Consider the following 18,811-nt stretch of genomic DNA (forward strand, 5'->3'; position numbering starts at 1 on the left):
TCAATCCATCTTCAGGATGATCTTGCCGAAGATCTGGCGCGATTCCATGCGCTCCAGCGCCCGGTCGATATCGTCGAAGCTGACTTCGGTGTCGATGACGGGGTGCACGAGGCCACGGCCCATCTTCTGCATGGCGTCGGCCATGTTTTCCATGCGGCAGCCGAACGAGCCGAGCAGCTTCAGCTGCTGCTGGAACAGCATCATCAGGTTCATGTCGGTGGAGACGCCCGATGTCGAGCCGCAGGTGACGAGACGGCCGCCGCGCTTCAGGCAGAGCATCGAGCCCGCCCAGGTATCCTTGCCCACATGTTCGAAGACGACGTCGACGCCCTTCTTCTTGGTGAGCTTGCGCACCACGCCCTCGAAGCGGTCCGTGCGATAGTTGATGACGTGATCGGCGCCGAGCGCCTTGGCCTTCTCGATCTTGTCGTCGGAGCCAACTGTCGTGATGACGGTGCAGCCGATCTTCTTGGCAAGCTGGATCGCCGCCGTGCCGATGCCGGAGCCGCCGGCATGCACGAGGATCGTTTCACCCGGCTCCAGCTTGGCGTTGTCGAACAGCATGTGCTCGACGGTACCGAAGGTAACCGGTGCGACGGCGGCACCAACAGCGTCGACGCCAGGAGGTGCAGGCACCAGCAGGCGCGCCGGAAGGTTGACCTTCTCCTGTGCGAAGCCATCAAGGTGGAAGCCGTGAACGCCGGAGACGTGTTCGCAAAGATTGTCGCGCCCCTCGCGGCACGGACGGCAGAGGCCGCAGGTGCGCGCGCCATAGACGGCGACCAGCTGGCCCGGAAGCACGTTGGACACGCCGGGACCGATCGCCTCGACGACACCCGATGCCTCGGCACCGATGACGAGCGGCATCTTGCGCTTGGCAAACGCCATGCCGCGCCAGCCCCAGACGTCGATATGGTTGAGCGCGACCGCCTTGACGCGCAGCGTCACTTCGCCGGCGCCGGGCGCATCGGGTTCAGGCAGATCGGTGATCTCGAGCTTGCGGTCGTCGATCAGTTGCAGAGCGCGCATGGCAAAATCCTTCGCGGTCGCACCAGCCAGACGGCCGATGCGCGTTTATGTTTGCTGTTGCGTCCCGCAGGCCCTTGCCGGGCGCGGCCGCAACAATGGAATTTATGGTCGCAAACCGCTTAAGCCGGTTCCAGCGCCATGACAAGGCTGGCGTTCTGGCCGCCGAAGCCGAAGGAATTGGAAAGCACGGCATTGACCTGCGCGTCCCGCTTCACATTCGGCACCACGTCGAGAACGATCGCCGGATCCGGGTTGGTGTAGTTGATGGTCGGCGGCAGCGTGCCGGTGCGCATCGTCTGCAGCGAGAACACGGCTTCAACGGCACCCGCCGCCGTCAGCGTATGGCCGATCATCGACTTGTTCGACGACAGCGGAATGGACGCCATGCGGTCGCCAAAGACAGCGAGCATCGAGCCATATTCCATCTTGTCGTTCTCAGGCGTCGAGGTGCCGTGGGCGTTGATGTAGCCGATATCGCCTTCATCCATGCCGGCATCGGCAAGCGCCGCGCGGATCGTCGCGATCGCCGGGCCGCCATCGGGCGAGGACCGGGTGCGATGGAAGCTGTCGGCCTTCTCGCCGGCACCCTTCATGATGCCAAGTACCTTCGCACCGCGCGCAATCGCCGATTCCAGCGATTCCAGCACCAGCGTCGCGGCACCTTCCGCGATGACGAAACCGTCGCGGTCCTTGCTGAACGGCTTGGAAGCCTTGGTCGGATTGTCGTTCTGCGTCGACAGGGCCGAGAGCAGCGAGAAGCGGATCAACGCCTCGGCACTCACCGAGCCGTCGGTCGCAACGGCAAGCGCGCGGTTCGTGCGCCCCTGGCGGATCGCCTCGATGCCGAGCTGGATCGCGGTCGCGCCCGAAGCACAGGCCGTCGACAACGTCACCGGAAGACCACGCGTACCGAAACGATCGGCAAGACGCTCGGAGATGGCGCCGAACAGCGCCGCCTCATGGAAAGCCGGATCGGGACGCTGGCGCATCGCGGTCAGGAAGCGGTCGTAGGCATCGCCCGGCTGCGAGGGCGGCGGCGAACGATCGCCGAGTTCGAAGCGGGCAATCCATTCCGGCTCGATCGGCGGTGCGGCGAGAAACAGCGGGCCGTTGAAATCGCCTGATATATCGGCGTCAGCCAGTGCCTCGATCGTCGTCTCGCGCGCGAAGGCATAGGAGCGCTCGACGGCGTTCGGTGCCGGAACGTCGATGAAATCGACAGTGCCGGCGATGCGCGTCGACAGACCGTCCGTCGGAAAGCGGTTGATGTCGTGGATACCGGATTTGCCCGATATCAGCGCCGACCAGTTGTCCTTAAGGCCCTGCCCCAGCGAGGTCATGATGCCGACGCCGGTAACAGCCACGATCGGGCGGCCGAGATGATCCTTGTAAGCTTGATCCGTCATGTGCCTGCTCCTCACGCGTCCGCCGACAGAACGGCGACGCCTTCGCCACGCTGATGCCCGACCGTCGTGACGACAGCGGCCTTCGTGCCTGAACTCATGGATTTTTCATGGGTGCCGTCGAATGCCGGAACCTTGGCCTCGCCGTCGATGGCAAGGGCGGCCAGCGCCAGCCCGAGGGTGAAGTGCGCTTCCAGCCCATGGCCGGTCACGCCGCCGAAGCCGCGGATGGCAGCGCCCGGCAGCTGATGCTCCAGAACCGCCTTCTCGCGCGACGCGAGCTCGGGCATGCCGGAGGAACCGGAGAAGATCGCCGTGCTCTCGGCAGGCAGGCCCTTTGCCGGCTCGAGCAGCCGCTCAAGGCGCTTTTCGAGATTGCCGGCGCCGCGATTGCCGCGATCGCCCTCGATGGACGAGATCGTCGAATAGATATGGGCACCGCGCGATTCGGCATGCGCCCGCGATTCGAGCACCAGGAACGCGCCGAGCGAACCGCTGGTGATGCCGCCATCCTTGCGCGACCACAAAGGCTGCCAGTCGCCACGCGAATGCGAGCCGATCGCCTCGAACAGCAGAACCATGTCGAGACGCTCGGCCGAAAACGCGCCGCCAACCAGCGCATGCGAGGATTCGCCCGACTTGATGCGGTAGAACGCGGTCTCGACGGCGGAAATGCCGGCCGATTCCTCACCCATGAAGGTGCGCGAGGAGCCTGTGACCTTGTGAACGATCGAGATATTGCCGGCGAGCAGGTTTGAGAGCTGCGCCAGGAAGAGCGTCGGGCGAAGCTCGGTCGTGAGCTTCTCGTTCAAGAGAACTTCGCGGTCGTTGCGCTTCAGGCCTTCATCGACGATCAGCGTGTCGACATTGATGTCGCGCTCGCCGCCGCCGGCCGCCACGATCATGTCCATCGTGCCGCAGGCTTCGACATTGTCCTTGAGACCGGCATCGTCGAGCGCGAGGCCCGCCGCGAACACGCCGATGCGCTGCCAGTTTTCCATCTGCCGCTGATCGCCGCGCTTGGCGATCTGCAGCGACCAGTCCACTTCGGGCAGCGGATGGATCGGATAGGGCTTGAACTTCTCGGTCTCGACAACTGTCTTCGGTGCTTCGGCGGCGTTAAGCAGCGCGATATGCGGCTCCTTGCCGACGCCCTGACAGGTTACGATACCGACGCCCGTGATGACGACATCATTCTGAGCCTTGCTCATCCATTCACTCCCTGCGCAGCGATTGCATCCATCAGGCCGATTTCACTGGCGCGTTTCTTGACGATGTCACCAAGCGGAATTTCGCTGAAAGGCATGGTGCGCAGCTTCAGCTGCGCGTCGCAAACCTTCTTGCCGCCGCTTGTGATCTTGGCCTTGGTGACCGCGAAGCCCGAGCCGTCGTGCTCCAGAAACGCCTCGATATCGAGGACCGCCTCCGGCTCGACGAAAGTGCGCATCTTCGCACCGTCGACCGACATCAGGAACGGCATGGCCGCGAAATCGGTCGCCGCCAGCACCAGCATGCCGGATGCCTGCGCCATGGTTTCAATGAGAAGCACGCCCGGGACAAGGGGCATGCCGGGAAAATGACCTTCGAACACCGGGCTCTTAGCCGGCACGACGGAGCGTGCCTTGAGTGTCTTGGTCTGAAGGTCGACCGCCTCGACGCGATCGATCATCTGGAAGTATTCCAGGAGCATCTGATCCTCCGGCCGCACAGGCAACATGCCGTCGGCTAGAGCGCCGTGCATCCGATTGGACGCACAAAGGACGCTCTATCATTTTTTAATCGACAGGACCGAACCTCGCGAAAATCGGAGCCGATTTCGCAAACCGCGACCCTGTGGGCCTACTTAGTAACAAAACCGCCCGGCCGCCATGGTGAATGGCGACAGGGCGGAGAAAAAAATTGTGCGTATCGATCAGGCCTTGGCGGCGCGCAGTTCGTCGATCTTGGCGCAGAGGTTCTTCAGCACGAAGTATTCCGACGTGGAAACCTTGCCCTCGTTGACTTCCTGCGTCCACTTTTCGAGCGGGATCTTGATGCCGAATTCCTTGTCGATGGCGAAAACGATATCGAGGAAGTCGAGGCTGTCGATACCGAGGTCGTCGATCGTATGGCTTTCCGGCGTGATCGTATCACGATCGATCTCGCTGGTTTCTGCAATGATGTCGGCAACTTTATCGAATGTAGCGGTCACGCCTGTACCTCTTGGAAATGATAGTTTTCCCCCTCATAGGCAAATCCATTTCAAAAGCCAATGCTTTCGTCCAGCCCGAGGCGCAATTTGCGCAGGCACTGTTGCTCAAACAGCATGCACGCAAAGGCAGCCAGCACCCGTTTCCGCGACGTTTCGCCTCGCCTAGTTAGTGACGACGACCCGCGTATTGGCCAAGCCTGCCTGCCGCGTCATGTCGAAAAACTGCGCGGCATTATTGGGATGAAGGCGAATGCATCCGTGCGATGCCGGGCGGCCGAGACGCTTGAGATCAAAGGTGGCATGCACTGCATAGCCGCCATTGAAGAACACCGCGTATGGCATCGGCGCATCGTCATACTTCTTCGAGCGGTGGTCACGCGACAGCCACTTGGCGCTCCACGAACCGACGGGCGTCCTATAACCCGAGCGCGCCGTCGAAACCTTCCAGCGATATTTGACGAAGCCGTTTTCAGTCACCGTCATGGTTTGCGAGCTGATGCTGATCTTCGCGATCAAGGTCGAGGCCTCGGCAGCAACGGCCGATAACTGCAGCAAGGCGATTGCCGCAGCTCCTGCAAGTATAGTTCTCATCGTCCCCTCGTTCATTCTGCATGAATACAGTTGAACAAGACTACGACGGGAGACGTTACATCCGCTTAAGGAGCATGGTAATCAATATGATAACAGTATCGCGCTGATCTACAGAAGAAACAGGAAGATCACTAGCGCAACGAAGGCAAGAACCGAGCAGCTGGCATAAAAGACGGAGACCGCGCTCTCGATATCCTCGATAACAGCGGTCTCTCGTCCGCCGCCATTGATCATCGGCTCCATCACCACGACACCGGAATAGACGCGCGGCCCCGCAAGCTGCACGTTGAGCGCACCCGCCATCGCCGCTTCCGGGCGGCCAGAATTCGGCGAGCGATGCATGCCGCCGTCGCGCATCGCGATCTTGAACGCCTCGCGGCAGGCATCGCCGCCGCGTCTCAGCCAGGCGCCCGCCGCGATCAGCGCGATCGACAGTCGCGCCGCCGGCCAGTTCGCGAGATCATCCAGCCTCGCCGACGCCCAGCCGAAATCGACATAGCGTTCCGACTTGTGGCCGATCATCGAATCCGCCGTATTCAGCATCTTGTAGGCCAGCAGCCCCGGCAGACCGAACACCAGATACCACAGCGCCGGCGCCACGACGCCGTCGGAGAAATTCTCCGCAAGGCTTTCGATCGCCGCCCGGCAAACGGCCGGTTCGTCCAGCGTTTCCGGATCGCGCCCGACGATCATCGACACAGCCTTCCGCCCACCATCGAGGCCACCTTGCCGAAGACCGGTGGCAACCGCCTCGACATGATCGGCAAGGCTCTTCTGCGCCAGGAACACCGTAACGCAGAGAACCTCGAGCAGGATGCCCGCGAGCCCGAACAGCGCGAAGAAGAGATGTAACGCGACACCCGCGACGATGGCGATCAGTAGCAGGGCCGCGATGACGAGCATGCCGTTGCGACGGCGGCTCTTGCTTGGCAGTTCCGTCCGGTTGAACAAAGTGTCCATCCGAGAGATCGCCTTGCCGAAGAGCACGATCGGGTGCGGCAGCCGCGCCCACAGCACATCCGGATCGCCAACGATCCTGTCGAGCATCAGAGCAAGCACCAGCACGAGAAGATTCAGTTCAAAAATCATCGATTGAAGCTCATCAGGGCATCGGCGAGCCTGAGGTCGCCAGTGGTATCCGCGGTCACACCGAAGCGCAGCCAGGAAGGGGCATAATCGAACTTGCGGACCAGAATGTGGTGCACGCACAGATGTGCCTGCAACGCATCCGCGGCCTCGTCTTCGACCAGCGAGAAAAGCGCGGTACCGCCACGAATGCGAAGCCCGCCTTTGGTCAGAACCTCGCGCATCGCCTCGCTCCGCTGAGCGATCGCGCGCCGCAGCGGCTCGGTGTCGGTGCGCAGCAGGGAAGCGGCGATCGACAGCGCCGGCCCGGAGACGGCCCAGGGACCGAGCAGGCTCTCGAACCGATCGAGAAGCTCCCGCGCCGCAATGACGAAACCAAGCCGCAGCCCGGCAAGACCGAAGAACTTGCCGAAGGAGCGAAAGACGATGAGATTGGCGTAATCCGTGACATGGCCAGCGACGCTGGCCTCGCCAACCGTATCGCCGAACGCTTCATCGACCACGAGAAGCCCTCCCCGCGCTGCCAACCGACGCGCAAGATTGAGGAGCAACTCGGGCTGGTAGATCCGGCCATCGGGATTGTTCGGATTGACGATGACCACAAGCGCGTGATTGTCGCCGACCTCGTCGATCCCATCAAGCCGATCGACAGCCGCTCCGGCCATCACGAAGGCCCGCTCATATTCGCCGTAAGTCGGCCCGAGAATGGCGACGTGCCCGCCCGCCGCAATCAAACGCGGCAGAAGCTGAATGACCGATTGGGTGCCGGGCACCGGCAACGGCAGGCTGACGCCGCTCCCGTAATAATCCCGCGCCGCCTCGCGCGCCTCGTGGGCGAGATGCTGATCCGGTAGCCGGTGCCAGGCGCGCATGGGGATATCAGGCAGGACGGCCGGAAACGGGCTGATACCGGTGGAAAGGTCGAGCCAATCCTCGGGCTTGCCGCCATAAAGTGCTGCGGCGGCCGTTATGCCGCCGCCATGGATGATCGGCGCATTCATCGTGCCGGTCCGCCCGCGCTGCCCGTCGGTCCGCTCACCTGCGCCGCCACATCGATGAGATGCATGTAGGATCCGGCCACCTGCCAGCGCTGCAGGCCGGCCGCGCCGAGATCGTTGTTCAATGCGTCGGTCACCTTGAAAAGCCGATCCGCCTCGCCTTCCGAAACCACCGACGAATAGTGAAACTCGTGTGCCGTCATCGGCTGCGTGAAGAACGAGCCATTGATGGGGTAGACCCGCCGATAGCCGAGATGGCGCCTGCGTTCCTCATAGCTGGTAACCAGCGGCAACAGCCCGAGCATCTCGTGGCGCTCGCCGCTGGCATCCACCAGCCCGTCGCCCATCACCATATAGCCGCCGCACTCCCCATAGATCCGCACTCCGCCTTCGGCCGCCTGGCGCATGCTCTCGCGGAAGGTCGAGGCGGCGGCGATGCGTCCGGCATGCAGTTCCGGGTAACCGCCGGGGAGATAGATGGCATCGGCCGTGCGCTCCGGCGGCTCGTCGGCGAGCGGCGAGAAAAACGAGATATCGGCGCCGCGACGCCGCCAGCCGAGCAGCATGTGCTCGTAGCAGAAGGCAAAGGCGATATCGCGCGCCACGGCGATCCGGCTGCCGAGCGGTGGCAAACGGTCGATATTGGCGGTCGAGGGCCGTGCGAACCCTTGCCTTGCGACACGCATAAGAAAGTCGAAATTGCAGTTCTGAGAGACCGCCTGCGCCGCATGCTCGACGAATTTCTCCAGCGCCTCATGCTCGCCGGCCTGCACCAGACCGAGATGCCGCTCCGGCAGCGCGATCTCGGCGTCGCGTCGCACGACGGCGATCACAGGCATGCGGCTCGCTTCGAGCGCCTGGCGCAGCATCATCTCATGCCGATCGCCACCCACCTTATTGAGGATGACGCCGGCGATCCGCACATCGGCGCGGAACCCGGCAAAGCCTGCCACAAGCGCCGCGACGGACTGCGACATGTGCGACGCATCGACCACCAGCACGACGGAGAGCCCCAGCATCGCCGCCAGATCCGCCGCCGTCCCCTTGCCGTCGGCCGCGCCGTCGAAGAGGCCCATCATCGCCTCGATGACAAGCAGCCGATCGCCGGAGCGATGCAGCGTCGCGTTGGCGGCGATCAGCTCGGGGCGCATCGCCCAGGGATCGAAATTGAGGCAGGCGACACCGCTCGCCGCGGCATGAAAGGCAGGATCGATATAATCAGGCCCCGCCTTACCAGGCGCGACCTCCACCCCGCGCTTGCGAAGCGCCCGGAGGAGCCCAAGCGTCACCGTCGTCTTTCCCGACCCGGAGGACGGGGCTGCAATCAACAGACCACTCATTCCGTCTCCTTACTGCCGGACCTCCGGAACGGATCGGGATGCAACCGTCGTCCGGCCAGCGCACCCAGCCAATCGAGAGAACCACGCAACCGCACCACCTCGCCGACCACCACGATCGCCGGCGGCTCGATACCTGACGTCAGCGCCGCGGCCGGTGCCTCGCCGAGCGTTGTTTCCAGCACCTGCTGCGCGCTCGTCGACGCGTTACAGACGAAGGCGACAGGCTCATCGCGCGAGCGCCCCGCGGCAATCAGGTTGGCACTGATCTCGGCAATATGCTTCATCGCCATATACATGACGATGACGGGCGAGCCCTTGCCTATAGCATCCCAGTTTATCGCGTCCGGCACCAGCCCCGATGAATTGTGGCCGGTCAAAAACGTCACCGCATGATTGATGTCGCGGTGGGTCACGGGGATGCCCGCATAGGCGAGCCCGCCGATCCCCGCCGATATCCCCGGCACGATGCGAAACGGAACGTTATATTCGACCAGTGTCAGCGCCTCTTCGCCGCCACGCCCGAAGACGAACGGATCGCCACCCTTCAGCCGGAGAACGCGATTTCCCGCCTGCGCGAGCTCGACGAGGCGAAGCGAAATGTCGCGCTGCTTGGCGGACGGCTTGCCGCCGCGCTTTCCCGCATATTCGAGAACGGCGCCGGGCCGCGCCAGCTTCAAGCATTCGGCATCGACCAACGCATCATGCACGATGACATCGGCTTCCATCAGCCCCTTGACGGCAAGCAACGTCAAAAGACCCGGATCGCCGGGCCCCGCGCCCACGAGCCAGACACTGCCGGGATCCATCGCCGGGAGGTGAGAAAGTACCGTTTCGATCATGACGATGATCTATGCCCGGCGGACCACGACGTCAACGCCGCAAACGCGGCGAAGATGCCTATCACGATTACGCCGATTGCGGCCCCCAAAGCGGACTCAAAATATGAGGATATCGGCGCAAGCGGCTGAATGGATTCGCCAATGCGCTTGCGCCGAAATACCGGTTACGATTGCCGACTAAGCGTTGAGCAACGTGTCGCGGATCAGGTCGATGACCTCTTGCGACTGAATACCGGTGCAGGCGATCTGGCTCGGCAGCCCGTCCCAATCGCCCGGCGGGAAACGACGACCGTCCTGCTTGATGATCGTCTGGCCATCGGCGATACCGCCGCACACGACGCGCATGGCCCCCGAGATCGTGGTGAACAGCTCCGGCGCTACGACATAGACGCAGGCGCAGCTGTCATGCACCATCATCCCGTCCTCGACGGCATGCTTGTAGAAATCGATGTAGAACTGCGAGAGCTTGTCGAGCAGTTGCACGGCCTTGTCGCCCTTGGCAGCCATCTCGCCGAGATAACCGCGGCTCATCGTGGTGATCGCGGTGACATCGAGACCGATGACGACAACCTGCCAGGGCGCGGTGAGCACGATATCGGCGGCCTCTGGGTCGCCATGGATATTGGCTTCCGCGACAGGCGTCACGTTGCCAGGCACATAGAAATTGCCGCCCATGATGACGACCTGCTTCACAAGGCCGGCAATCTCTGGGTCTTCTTTCAACGCCAGAGCAAGGTTGGTCATCCGCCCGACGGCCACCAGCGTAACCTCGCCAGGATTGGCGCGCACGGTGTCGATGATGAACTTGTAGGCCGGGCGCGGATCGAGCGGCACGTCGACGACTTCGGGCACGTTGATGTTGCCGAGCCCGTCATCGCCATGCACGAAGGTCGGCCAGGCGCCTTCCTTGCGCGACGGATCGATCGTGACGCTGGCGCCCTTGGCGACGGGTGCCGGGATGTTCCATTCGCGCTTGAGGAACAGCGCATTGCGCGTCGTCGTCTCGATCGAGGCGTTGCCGAACACGGTCGTGATGCCGATCAGATCGATGTCGGCATGACGGTGCAGGAAAAGCAGCGCCATCGCATCGTCAACACCCGGATCCGTATCGTAAATCACCTTATGCATAATCGTCCCTCTTGCATGTTTTCATGTCATGTATTTGGCAGCCGCGCGACAGAACCGCTGCGGCGGCATCGGCGGTCACCATAGCGAGCGCTATTCTTTCCGCAACAGGGCGCGTGCGATCGCGGCCGTCGCATGCGCCGATTTGATTTTCGGCAGCACAAGCTCGGCATCGGGCCCGATAGCAGCCAATGCTGCGGATTCCGCAACCCCATGACAGCCCACCCGCGCGAAGACGACATCGGAAGGGTTCTTGATCCTCGGTGTCTCCCTCTCCAGCGTTTCGGCGTCGAAGAACACCGAGGGAACCGCAAGGCGCGCGGCAACCACCGCCATCGCCGGCTCGTCGCGACGGGAATCGATCGAAGCCAGCCCGGCCACCTGACCGGGCTCGATACCCGCCATCTCCAGAGCCGAAAACACGAGCGACATGACCTCTTCAGGCGACGTCGCGCGCTCGCAGCCGAGACCGAGCACGTAGCGGCGGGTGGTATCGAAGGAGAGTGCGGTCATGCGATGGAAAAGCCGGTTGCCTGTATCTCGCAAGCCATTGCAGCCCTAGCCGGTAAATGCAACAAGCGCGCCAACACAGTGCATTCGCAGTCCCACAGGTTCCTCCATTGTACGACCTTGCCCCTCACCTCATCCTCCTCCTTGCCGCCGCTGCTTTCTTTGCCGGTTTCGTCGATGCCATCGCTGGCGGCGGCGGTCTCATCACCGTTCCGGCAATGCTGATCGCGGGCATTCCGCCGCTGCAGACACTGGGCACCAACAAGGTGCAATCCCTGTTCGGCGCCGGATCGGCGACGATCGCCTATGCGCGCAAGGGACACGTCAATCTGCGTGAACAGCTGCCGATGGCGCTGATGGCGGTCATGGGCGGCTCGCTTGGCGCGGCGCTGGCGACCATCGTGCCCGGCGACGTGCTCCGCGCCGTCATGCCGGTGCTGCTCGTGGTCATCGCGCTCTATTTCGCGCTGAAGCCCAATCTCGACGATGTCGACAAGCACCGCCGCGTGACGCCCTTCGTCTTCGGCCTGACACTCGTGCCTCTCATCGGCTTCTACGATGGCGTGTTCGGCCCCGGTACCGGCTCGTTCTTCATGCTCGGCTTCGTTTCACTGGCCGGTTTCGGCATGCTGAAGGCCACCGCCCACACCAAGCTTTTGAACTTCGGCTCGAACCTCGGCGCCCTCATCGTTTTCGCCTCCTTCGGCGCAACGCTCTGGAAACTCGGCCTGATGATGGGCGTCTGCCAGTTTCTCGGTGCCCAGCTCGGCTCGCGGCTTGCCATGCGCATCGGCGCGAAGCTGATCAAGCCACTGCTCGTCGTCGTCTGCATCGCGTTTACGATCAAGCTCTTGTCCGACCCAGCCAATCCGCTGCGCGTCTGGCTGGGGCTCTGAACCTCAAAACAGCGCGAGAAGCAGCGCTCCGCCGGCGATCAGACTGACGCCGAGCCAGTTCATCATGTTCAGCTTCTCGCCGAGGAAGACGACGCCGAAGATGGCGACGAGCACGATCGACAGCTTATCGATCGGCGCGACGCGTGCGGCATCGCCGATCTTCAAGGCACGGAAATAGGCAAGCCAAGACGCGCCCGTCGCAGCGCCTGAAAGGCAGAGAAACAGCCATGTCTTCGACGAGATGCTGGAGAAGGGCTGCCACTGCCCACTCGCCAGCACGATGGCGCTGATGATGATCAGGATCACCACCGTGCGGATCAGCGTCGCGAAATCGGAATTGACACCGGCCACGCCGATCTTGGCGAAGATCGCCGTCAGCGCCGCGAAAGAGGCGGACAAGACCGCCCAGAAAACCCAACTCTGCGTCATCAGAACTCCACGCCTGCCTGCCCCTTGATACCCGAGCGGAACGGATGCTTGATCAGTTCCATCTCCGTCACCAGATCGGCAATCTCGATCAGCTCATCCTTGGCATTGCGCCCTGTGAGAACGACGTGAGTCATATAGGGCTTTTCCGTCTTCAGGAACTCCACGACCTCGTTGATATCGATGTAGTCGTAGCGCAGCGCGATGTTGATCTCATCGAGCAACACCATGGAATTGCGCTCGTCGCGGATCAACTCCTTGGCCTTCTCCCAGGCAGCGCCGGCTGCCGCCACATCGCGGGCACGGTCCTGCGTTTCCCAGGTAAAGCCCTCGCCCATTGTGTGGAACTGGCAGACATCGGAGAAATGCTTCTCGATCAGGTCGCGCTCGCCCGTCCACATCGCACCCTTGATGAACTGCACGACAGCGGACGGCTTGCCATGCGCGATGTGGCGGAAAATCATCCCGAAGGCCGAAGACGACTTGCCCTTACCCTTGCCCGTGTGGACGATGATCAGGCCCTTCTCGCCCGTCTTCGTCGCCATGATCTTGTCACGCGCGGCCTTCTTCTTGGCCATCTTCTCGCTGTGACGCGCGTCGTCGTGGCCAGTGGCCTCCGTCGTGGTCTCGGTGGTTTCCTCAGTCATATCAAACTTCCCCGGATGCAATCTTCAATCGGTCGGCGGTGTGGGCACCGCCTGATCTGTCGTGTGTATGGTCTGTGGCAGCAAGATCGAACTGCGCCGAATTGCTGCGCGGCGTCCAGAGCCGCCGCTCGATCGCCTCCAGCAGCCGCTCTCTCATCTCGTCGTAAGCGTGCGAGTTCTTCTCGATCATGAAATCGCGCACGCGCTGATCGGCGACGAAGGCCTGGTAGACCGCTTCGAAATGATGGTTGCCGACAGCGCCTGTCGTCGCCGCGAAGGCGAAGAGATAATCGACGGTCGCGGCAATCTCGAAGGCGCCCTTGTAGCCATGGCGCATGACGCCGTCGATCCACTTCGGATTGACGACGCGGCCGCGCACCACGCGGGCGATCTCCTCTTCCAACGAGCGGATCACCGGCTTCTCCGGCATGGAGTGATCATTGTGATAGATCGACGGCCTGTTGCCGCCGAGCGTCTCCGCCGCCGCCGCCATGCCGCCTTCGAACTGGTAGTAGTCGTCGCTGTCGAGCAGGTCGTGCTCGCGATTGTCCTGGTTCTGCACGACAGCCTGGATGGAGCGCAGCCGCTCCTCGAACACGCCGCGCTCAGCCCGGCCCTCTTCACCGGCGCCATAGGCATAGCTGCCCCAGACCAGATAGGCCTCCGCCAGATCGGCGCGCCGCTCCCAGCCCTTCTCATCGATCAACGCCTGCAGCCCGGCGCCGAAAGCCCCAGGCTTCGACCCGAAAATCCGGTAGCCCGCCCGCCTCTTCGCCTGCGCCGCATCAAGCCCAGCCTCTTCAAGCCGCGCCGCCTCTCCGCGCATGCGTGCTGCAATCGGGTTATCCTCCGCATCCTCATCCAGCGCCCCGACGGCCCGGATCGCCTTGTCGAACAGCGCAATCTGCTCCGGAAAGGCATCGCGGAAGAAGCCCGAAATACGCAGCGTCACATCCACCCGCGGTCGCCTCAGCAGAGCCTGCGGAATGATCTCGTAGCCGGTTACCCGCCGCGATGTCATGTCCCAGACCGGCTTGACGCCGATCAGCGCCAGCGCCTGGGCGATATCGTCGCCGCCGGTGCGCATGTTCGACGTGCCCCAGGCCGTCAGCCCGAAGGAAACCGGCCATTCGCCGTGATCCTGTACATAGCGGCGCACCAAAAGCTCAGCCGATTTCTTGCCGAGTTCATAGGCCGCCGGCGTCGGCACCGCGCGGCTGTCCACGGAGTAAAAATTCCGCCCCGTCGGCAAAACATCCGGCCGCCCGCGCGTCGGCGCGCCCGAGGGACCGGGCGGCACGAAGCGGCCATCGAGGCCACGCAGCAAGCCTTCGATCTCGGCATCGCCGCAGGCGAGGATGGCGGGCTTTAGGCGGGTTTCGATCTCGTCGAGGACGGCGCGGGTGGCGTGCCAATCGTCAGGGCATGGCGTCTCGCCGGACACGAACTTGGCGGCCAGTAGTTCAATACGCTCGACGGTATCGCCCTGGGTGCGCCACGGGTCGGACGAGACGTCCACGAGGATATCGGGGCGTGGCCCGATCCATGCGGCAGCCATGTCGCAGTCGAGGGGGTCGAAGGTTGCTCTGGTGGGTGGGTTACCCCCCTCTGCCCTGCCGGGCATCTCCCCCACAGGTGGGGAGATTGGCTGGGCTTGCCCGCTCGCTCGAACATCATCGTTTAGTTGGGGAGCAAGCCGCGAGTCGATCTCCCCCCTTGTGGGGGAGATGTCCGGCAGGACAGAGGGGGGTAATCCACCCACCAAGCTCTCCGCCATGCCACCGACACTGCCAAAAACATCCCCAGCAATCGCCCGCTGCAAACTCCGGTCGCCGCCCTCACCCAGCCCGCGCGGCACCCGCGCCAGCGCCACCGTCAGATCCGTCAGCAACCGCCCTTCCGGCGACACCCCAAACACATGCAGCCCATCACGGATCTGCATCTCCTTGAGATCACACAGATAGGCATCGAGCTTCTTCAGCGCCTCGCTCTCGCTCTCCCCCTTTGATATCCCCGCATCCTGATCGAGCCCGATATCGGCGACCAACTCAAGGATCTGCTTGCCGAGCAACCGGATCCGTCGCGGATCGCCGCCCGAGGCCTCGTAATATTCATCGACCAGCGCCTCCAGATCCTTCAGCGGCCCGTAGCTCTCGGCCCGTGTCAACGGTGGCGTCAGGTGATCGATGATCACGGCGGCGGTGCGGCGCTTGGCCTGCGTTCCCTCGCCGGGATCGTTCACGATGAATGGATAGAGATGCGGCAGCGGCCCGAGGATCGCTTCCGGGTAACAGCTCTCCGACAGCGCCAGCGCCTTGCCCGGCAGCCATTCGAGATTACCGTGCTTGCCCATGTGGATCACCGCATGCGCGTCGAATTCCTGGCGCAGAAAGGCATAGAAGGCCAGATAGCCGTGCGGCGGCACGAGATCAGGCGAGTGATAACTTTCCTTCGGATCGATATTGTAGCCACGCGCCGGCTGGATACCGACGAGCACATCGCCGAAACGCGTGAACGGCAGCGCAAAGGCGCCGTCCACGACATAGGGATCAGCCGCCGGATCGCCCCAGCGCGCGCCGATCTCATCTTGAATCTTTTTCGGAAGAGTTGCGAGGAAATCCCTGTAACGACTCACGGAAAGCGCCTCGCGGACAACCTTCCCATCACGCCCGGAATTGGTCGGCCCGTCCATGATTTCGAGCATCAGCGCATCACCATCGGCAGGGATGTCAGCGACCGGATAGCCGGCCTTGCGCATCGCCTGGAGCACTTCGATCGTACCCGCGGGCGTATCCAACCCGACTCCGTTTCCGAGCCTGCCGTCGCGGTTCGGATAGTTCGCCATCACGAGCGCCACCCGCCGTTCGGCCGGCTTCGCATGCCGCAGCCGCGCCCAGTGGGCGGCCAGCCGCGCGGTGTAGCGCATCCGCCCCGCATCCGGTTCGCTGGCGACGATATTGGCCTCGACCAGCGCATCGTACCGCGCCGCCGACTTGAACGAGACAGCGCGAGAAAGGACCCGGCCATCGACCTCGGGCAACGCTACGTTCATGCCGAGATCGCGCGCCGACAGTCCTTGCGAAGAGCTTTCCCATGCCTCCCTCGACGAAGCGGAAAAGATCGCCTGCAGCACCACGGCGTCGCTGGCCTCCAGCACCGTCGGCTGCCGCTCCGCACCGGGCGCCGAGACCGCGAAACCTGTAGTGTTGATGACGACATCCGGCTTGGTGGCCGCGAAGACGCTTTCGAGGATGCCCTTGGAGACGGGGTCCTTGAGACTATAGGCGAAGACCGGCAGCGGCCGAACCCCCTCGGCGATCAGCGCTTCGATCAGCGCCTCGACCGGGCGAGTTTCGCCGCTTTGCACGAGGGCGCGGTAGAAGGAGATGGCGATGGTGGGTCTTCCCTTCTCCCCCACGGGGAGAAGGTGGCCCGAAGGGTCGGATGAGGGGGCGGCGCCACAAGTGATGCCATCGCCGTACTGCTGCTCACTCCTTGCGTCGTTCGCCCCCCTCATCTGCCCTGCCGGGCATCTTCTCCCCGCTGGGGAGAAGAGGAGATCAACGTGAGACTTCCACTCCTCAACCCCAACAACGCCCCGCCCCGGCCACCAGATCCCGGCTTTCATCAACGGCGCCGCCGCCTCCGGCTTCTCATCGCCCGACAACATCGCCTCGGCATAGTCGAGAAACGCATGCGTATTCGCATCGCCCCCCTCGATCAGATAGGCCCAGAGCGCGTTGAGATCCTCAAGCGGCACATTCGAAAACAGCGTCAAACCCGCATCCGGCTTCGAATCTCCCGGCAGCACCGCGATCAGCGCCCCGTGACGCGCCGCCGCCGCATGTAGCGCCTCCAGCGCATAATGAAAATAACTGGCGCCGCCGAGCGCTCTGACGATGATCAGCTTCGCATGCCTCGCCGTGCGCTCGACATAGGCATCGACGGACATCGGATGCTTGAGGCTCATCAGGCTGGCGATGCGCAGCGACCGTCCCCCACCTCGCTGACGATGCGCGGCTGCTACCGCCGCCAGTTCGGTGTCGGCAGCGGAGAGAAACAGGATGTCGCCGGGCGACTGACCGAGATCGATCGCCTCCTCGCCGTCGCTGATCGTTCCCTGCTGGGCTAGAAGCAGATGCATCGTCTTGCCTTATGCGAGCGCCGAAATCGCCTGACGCACCGCGCTCTCATCCATCTCATGCAGCCCGATCACCACCAGCCGCGTACCGCGCGCCTCGCCGGCAGCCCAGGCACGGTCGAAATAGTGGTCGATACGGCTTCCGACGGCCTGCAACTGCAGCCGCATCGGCTTGCCGGGAACGTCGACGAAGCCCTTGAGGCGCAGAACGTCGTGCTCGGCAATGATGCCCTTCAGGCTCTCGACAAAGGCGGCCGGATCGGCGATCGGTCCGAGCTCTACCACGAAGCTATCGAACTCGTCGTGATCGTGCGGCGTACCATCCTCATGTTCAAGCTCGTGATGGGACTTGCGGTTGCCGATATCTCCCTCGGTGCCGATGCCAAGGCCGAGCAGCACGCTTGCCGGCACGTCGCCGTTCTTCGCCTCGATCATCGCGGGCTTGCGCGCCGTGCGCGAAGCGACCTCGTCACGCACCCGGGCAAGGCCGGCGCCGTCGATGAGGTCGGTCTTGTTGAGCACGATCAGGTCGGCGCAGGTCAGCTGGTCCTCGAAGAGTTCCTCGATCGGGCTCTCGTGGTCGAGCGTCTCGTCCTCGACGCGGCGGGCGTCGACGGCGTCGTGATCGTCGGCGAAGCGGCCGGCGGCCACGGCGGCGCTGTCGACCACGGTGATCACGCCATCGACCGTCACCTGCGTGCGGATGTCGGGCCAGTTGAAGGCGGCGACCAGCGGCTGTGGCAGGGCGAGGCCGGAGGTTTCGATGACGATATGATCCGGCCGGTTCTCGCGCTCCAGGAGCTTGCTCATCGTCGGGATGAAGTCGTCGGCCACCGTGCAGCAGATGCAGCCATTGGTGAGCTCGATGATATCGTCCTCGGTGCAGTTTTCCGCGCCGCAGCCCTTCAGCACTTCGCCATCGACGCCGAGATCGCCGAACTCGTTGATGATGAGCGCGATCTTCTTGCCGCCCGCATTGGTCAACAGGTTGCGGATCATCGTCGTCTTGCCGGCGCCGAGGAAGCCGGTGATGACGGTGGCGGGGATCTTCTGCTGGTTCATCAATTCAACCCTTCATTTTCAGCGGCAGTCCCGCCGCGATAAAATACACATCCGCGGCGACCGCCGCGATCATCTGGTGCAGTCGCCCGGCATGGTCGCGAAACTCGCGCGCCATGCGGTTCTCGGGCACGATGCCGAGGCCGACTTCATTGGAAACGATGACGAGGCGCGCCTTCGCCTGAGGCAGATAGGCGGCCAGTGCCGCGAACGCCGCCGCCATGTCGCGCTCATCCATCATCAGATTGGTGACCCAGAGCGTCAGGCAATCGACAAGCACCGCCCGCCCCTCGCCATCGATCGCGGCAAGCCGGCCTGCGAGATCGAGCGGTTCCTCATGCGTCGTCCAGAGGTCGCCGCGATCGGCCTTGTGCTGCTCGATCCGTGCACGCATCTCCTCGTCCCAGGCGCGGCCGGTGGCGATGTAGTGGCGCTCGAGGCCGCTGTCGATGACGAGCTGCTCGGCAAAGCGCGACTTGCCGGAACGGGCGCCACCTAAAATAAGCGTAGAGGATACCGTCGTCATGCGT

General features: G+C 63.4%; 18 protein-coding genes. 1 reads left to right on the plus strand and 17 read right to left on the minus strand.

Features of this window, described 5'->3' with window-relative positions:
• From ACVTFQ_RS09445 to ACVTFQ_RS09500, 12 genes are all read right to left on the minus strand, one after another.
• Positions 1–1,029: a zinc-binding dehydrogenase gene (locus ACVTFQ_RS09445; protein WP_047505452.1), complete on the minus strand. Its 1,029-nt coding sequence runs from the start codon at positions 1,027–1,029 to the stop codon at positions 1–3.
• A 119-nt stretch (positions 1,030–1,148) separates the two neighbouring features.
• Positions 1,149–2,435 (minus strand): beta-ketoacyl-ACP synthase, encoded by a 1,287-nt coding sequence (locus ACVTFQ_RS09450; protein WP_047505454.1) that lies wholly within the window; start codon positions 2,433–2,435, stop codon positions 1,149–1,151.
• A gap of 11 nt (positions 2,436–2,446) precedes the next feature.
• Positions 2,447–3,643 carry a beta-ketoacyl-ACP synthase gene (locus ACVTFQ_RS09455; RefSeq protein ID WP_111561956.1) on the minus strand — a complete coding sequence of 399 codons (1,197 nt, stop codon included), beginning with the start codon at positions 3,641–3,643 and terminating at the stop codon, positions 2,447–2,449.
• Positions 3,640–4,122 (minus strand): 3-hydroxyacyl-ACP dehydratase FabZ family protein, encoded by a 483-nt coding sequence (locus tag ACVTFQ_RS09460; protein WP_026283376.1) that lies wholly within the window; start codon positions 4,120–4,122, stop codon positions 3,640–3,642. Before ACVTFQ_RS09460 ends, ACVTFQ_RS09455 begins: the two co-directional genes overlap by 4 nt.
• Positions 4,123–4,344: 222 nt before the next feature.
• A complete protein-coding gene (locus ACVTFQ_RS09465; protein WP_018900650.1) occupies positions 4,345–4,623 on the minus strand; it encodes an acyl carrier protein in 279 nt (92 codons plus the stop codon).
• Positions 4,624–4,785: 162 nt separating this feature from the next.
• Complete coding sequence (locus ACVTFQ_RS09470) at positions 4,786–5,214, minus strand: L,D-transpeptidase (protein WP_111561957.1); 429 nt, start codon at positions 5,212–5,214, stop codon at positions 4,786–4,788.
• A gap of 108 nt (positions 5,215–5,322) precedes the next feature.
• Positions 5,323–6,303 carry an adenosylcobinamide-phosphate synthase CbiB gene (gene cbiB, locus ACVTFQ_RS09475; protein ID WP_111561958.1) on the minus strand — a complete coding sequence of 327 codons (981 nt, stop codon included), beginning with the start codon at positions 6,301–6,303 and terminating at the stop codon, positions 5,323–5,325.
• On the minus strand, positions 6,300–7,301 hold the full coding sequence (gene cobD / locus ACVTFQ_RS09480; RefSeq protein ID WP_111561959.1) for a threonine-phosphate decarboxylase CobD: 1,002 nt from the start codon (positions 7,299–7,301) through the stop codon (positions 6,300–6,302). The genes cbiB and cobD overlap by 4 nt, the downstream gene beginning before the upstream one ends.
• Complete coding sequence (locus ACVTFQ_RS09485) at positions 7,298–8,638, minus strand: cobyrinate a,c-diamide synthase (RefSeq protein ID WP_111561960.1); 1,341 nt, start codon at positions 8,636–8,638, stop codon at positions 7,298–7,300. The genes cobD and ACVTFQ_RS09485 overlap by 4 nt, the downstream gene beginning before the upstream one ends.
• The gene (gene cobA / locus ACVTFQ_RS09490; RefSeq protein ID WP_111561961.1) at positions 8,635–9,477 is read right to left on the minus strand and encodes a uroporphyrinogen-III C-methyltransferase; all 843 of its coding nucleotides are present in this window, start codon (positions 9,475–9,477) and stop codon (positions 8,635–8,637) included. The genes ACVTFQ_RS09485 and cobA overlap by 4 nt, the downstream gene beginning before the upstream one ends.
• 177 nt (positions 9,478–9,654) lie before the next feature.
• Positions 9,655–10,605 carry a nucleoside hydrolase gene (locus ACVTFQ_RS09495; protein ID WP_111561962.1) on the minus strand — a complete coding sequence of 317 codons (951 nt, stop codon included), beginning with the start codon at positions 10,603–10,605 and terminating at the stop codon, positions 9,655–9,657.
• A gap of 90 nt (positions 10,606–10,695) precedes the next feature.
• Positions 10,696–11,115: a cobalamin biosynthesis protein gene (locus tag ACVTFQ_RS09500; RefSeq protein ID WP_111561963.1), complete on the minus strand. Its 420-nt coding sequence runs from the start codon at positions 11,113–11,115 to the stop codon at positions 10,696–10,698.
• Between the two features lie 107 nt (positions 11,116–11,222).
• Between ACVTFQ_RS09500 and ACVTFQ_RS09505 the strand changes: the two genes are divergently transcribed.
• A complete protein-coding gene (locus tag ACVTFQ_RS09505; RefSeq protein WP_111561964.1) occupies positions 11,223–12,008 on the plus strand; it encodes a TSUP family transporter in 786 nt (261 codons plus the stop codon).
• 3 nt (positions 12,009–12,011) lie between these two features.
• On the opposite strand, the gene ACVTFQ_RS09510 is transcribed toward ACVTFQ_RS09505, so the two are convergent.
• The 5 genes from ACVTFQ_RS09510 to cobU are packed head-to-tail and all read right to left on the minus strand — an operon-like array spanning position 12,012 to position 18,807.
• On the minus strand, positions 12,012–12,437 hold the full coding sequence (locus tag ACVTFQ_RS09510; RefSeq protein WP_111561965.1) for an EamA family transporter: 426 nt from the start codon (positions 12,435–12,437) through the stop codon (positions 12,012–12,014).
• A complete protein-coding gene (gene cobO / locus ACVTFQ_RS09515; protein WP_037178722.1) occupies positions 12,437–13,081 on the minus strand; it encodes a cob(I)yrinic acid a,c-diamide adenosyltransferase in 645 nt (214 codons plus the stop codon). The genes ACVTFQ_RS09510 and cobO overlap by 1 nt, the downstream gene beginning before the upstream one ends.
• A gap of 1 nt (position 13,082) precedes the next feature.
• Positions 13,083–17,225, minus strand: a complete 4,143-nt coding sequence (cobN, locus tag ACVTFQ_RS09520) for a cobaltochelatase subunit CobN (protein ID WP_470423803.1) — start codon at positions 17,223–17,225, stop codon at positions 13,083–13,085.
• A gap of 9 nt (positions 17,226–17,234) precedes the next feature.
• On the minus strand, positions 17,235–18,284 hold the full coding sequence (gene cobW / locus ACVTFQ_RS09525) for a cobalamin biosynthesis protein CobW (protein ID WP_111561967.1): 1,050 nt from the start codon (positions 18,282–18,284) through the stop codon (positions 17,235–17,237).
• 4 nt (positions 18,285–18,288) lie between these two features.
• Complete coding sequence (gene cobU, locus ACVTFQ_RS09530) at positions 18,289–18,807, minus strand: bifunctional adenosylcobinamide kinase/adenosylcobinamide-phosphate guanylyltransferase (protein ID WP_111561968.1); 519 nt, start codon at positions 18,805–18,807, stop codon at positions 18,289–18,291.
• Between the last annotated feature and the right edge of the window lie 4 nt (positions 18,808–18,811).

It is taken from the genome of Rhizobium sp. O111, from assembly GCF_055616315.1.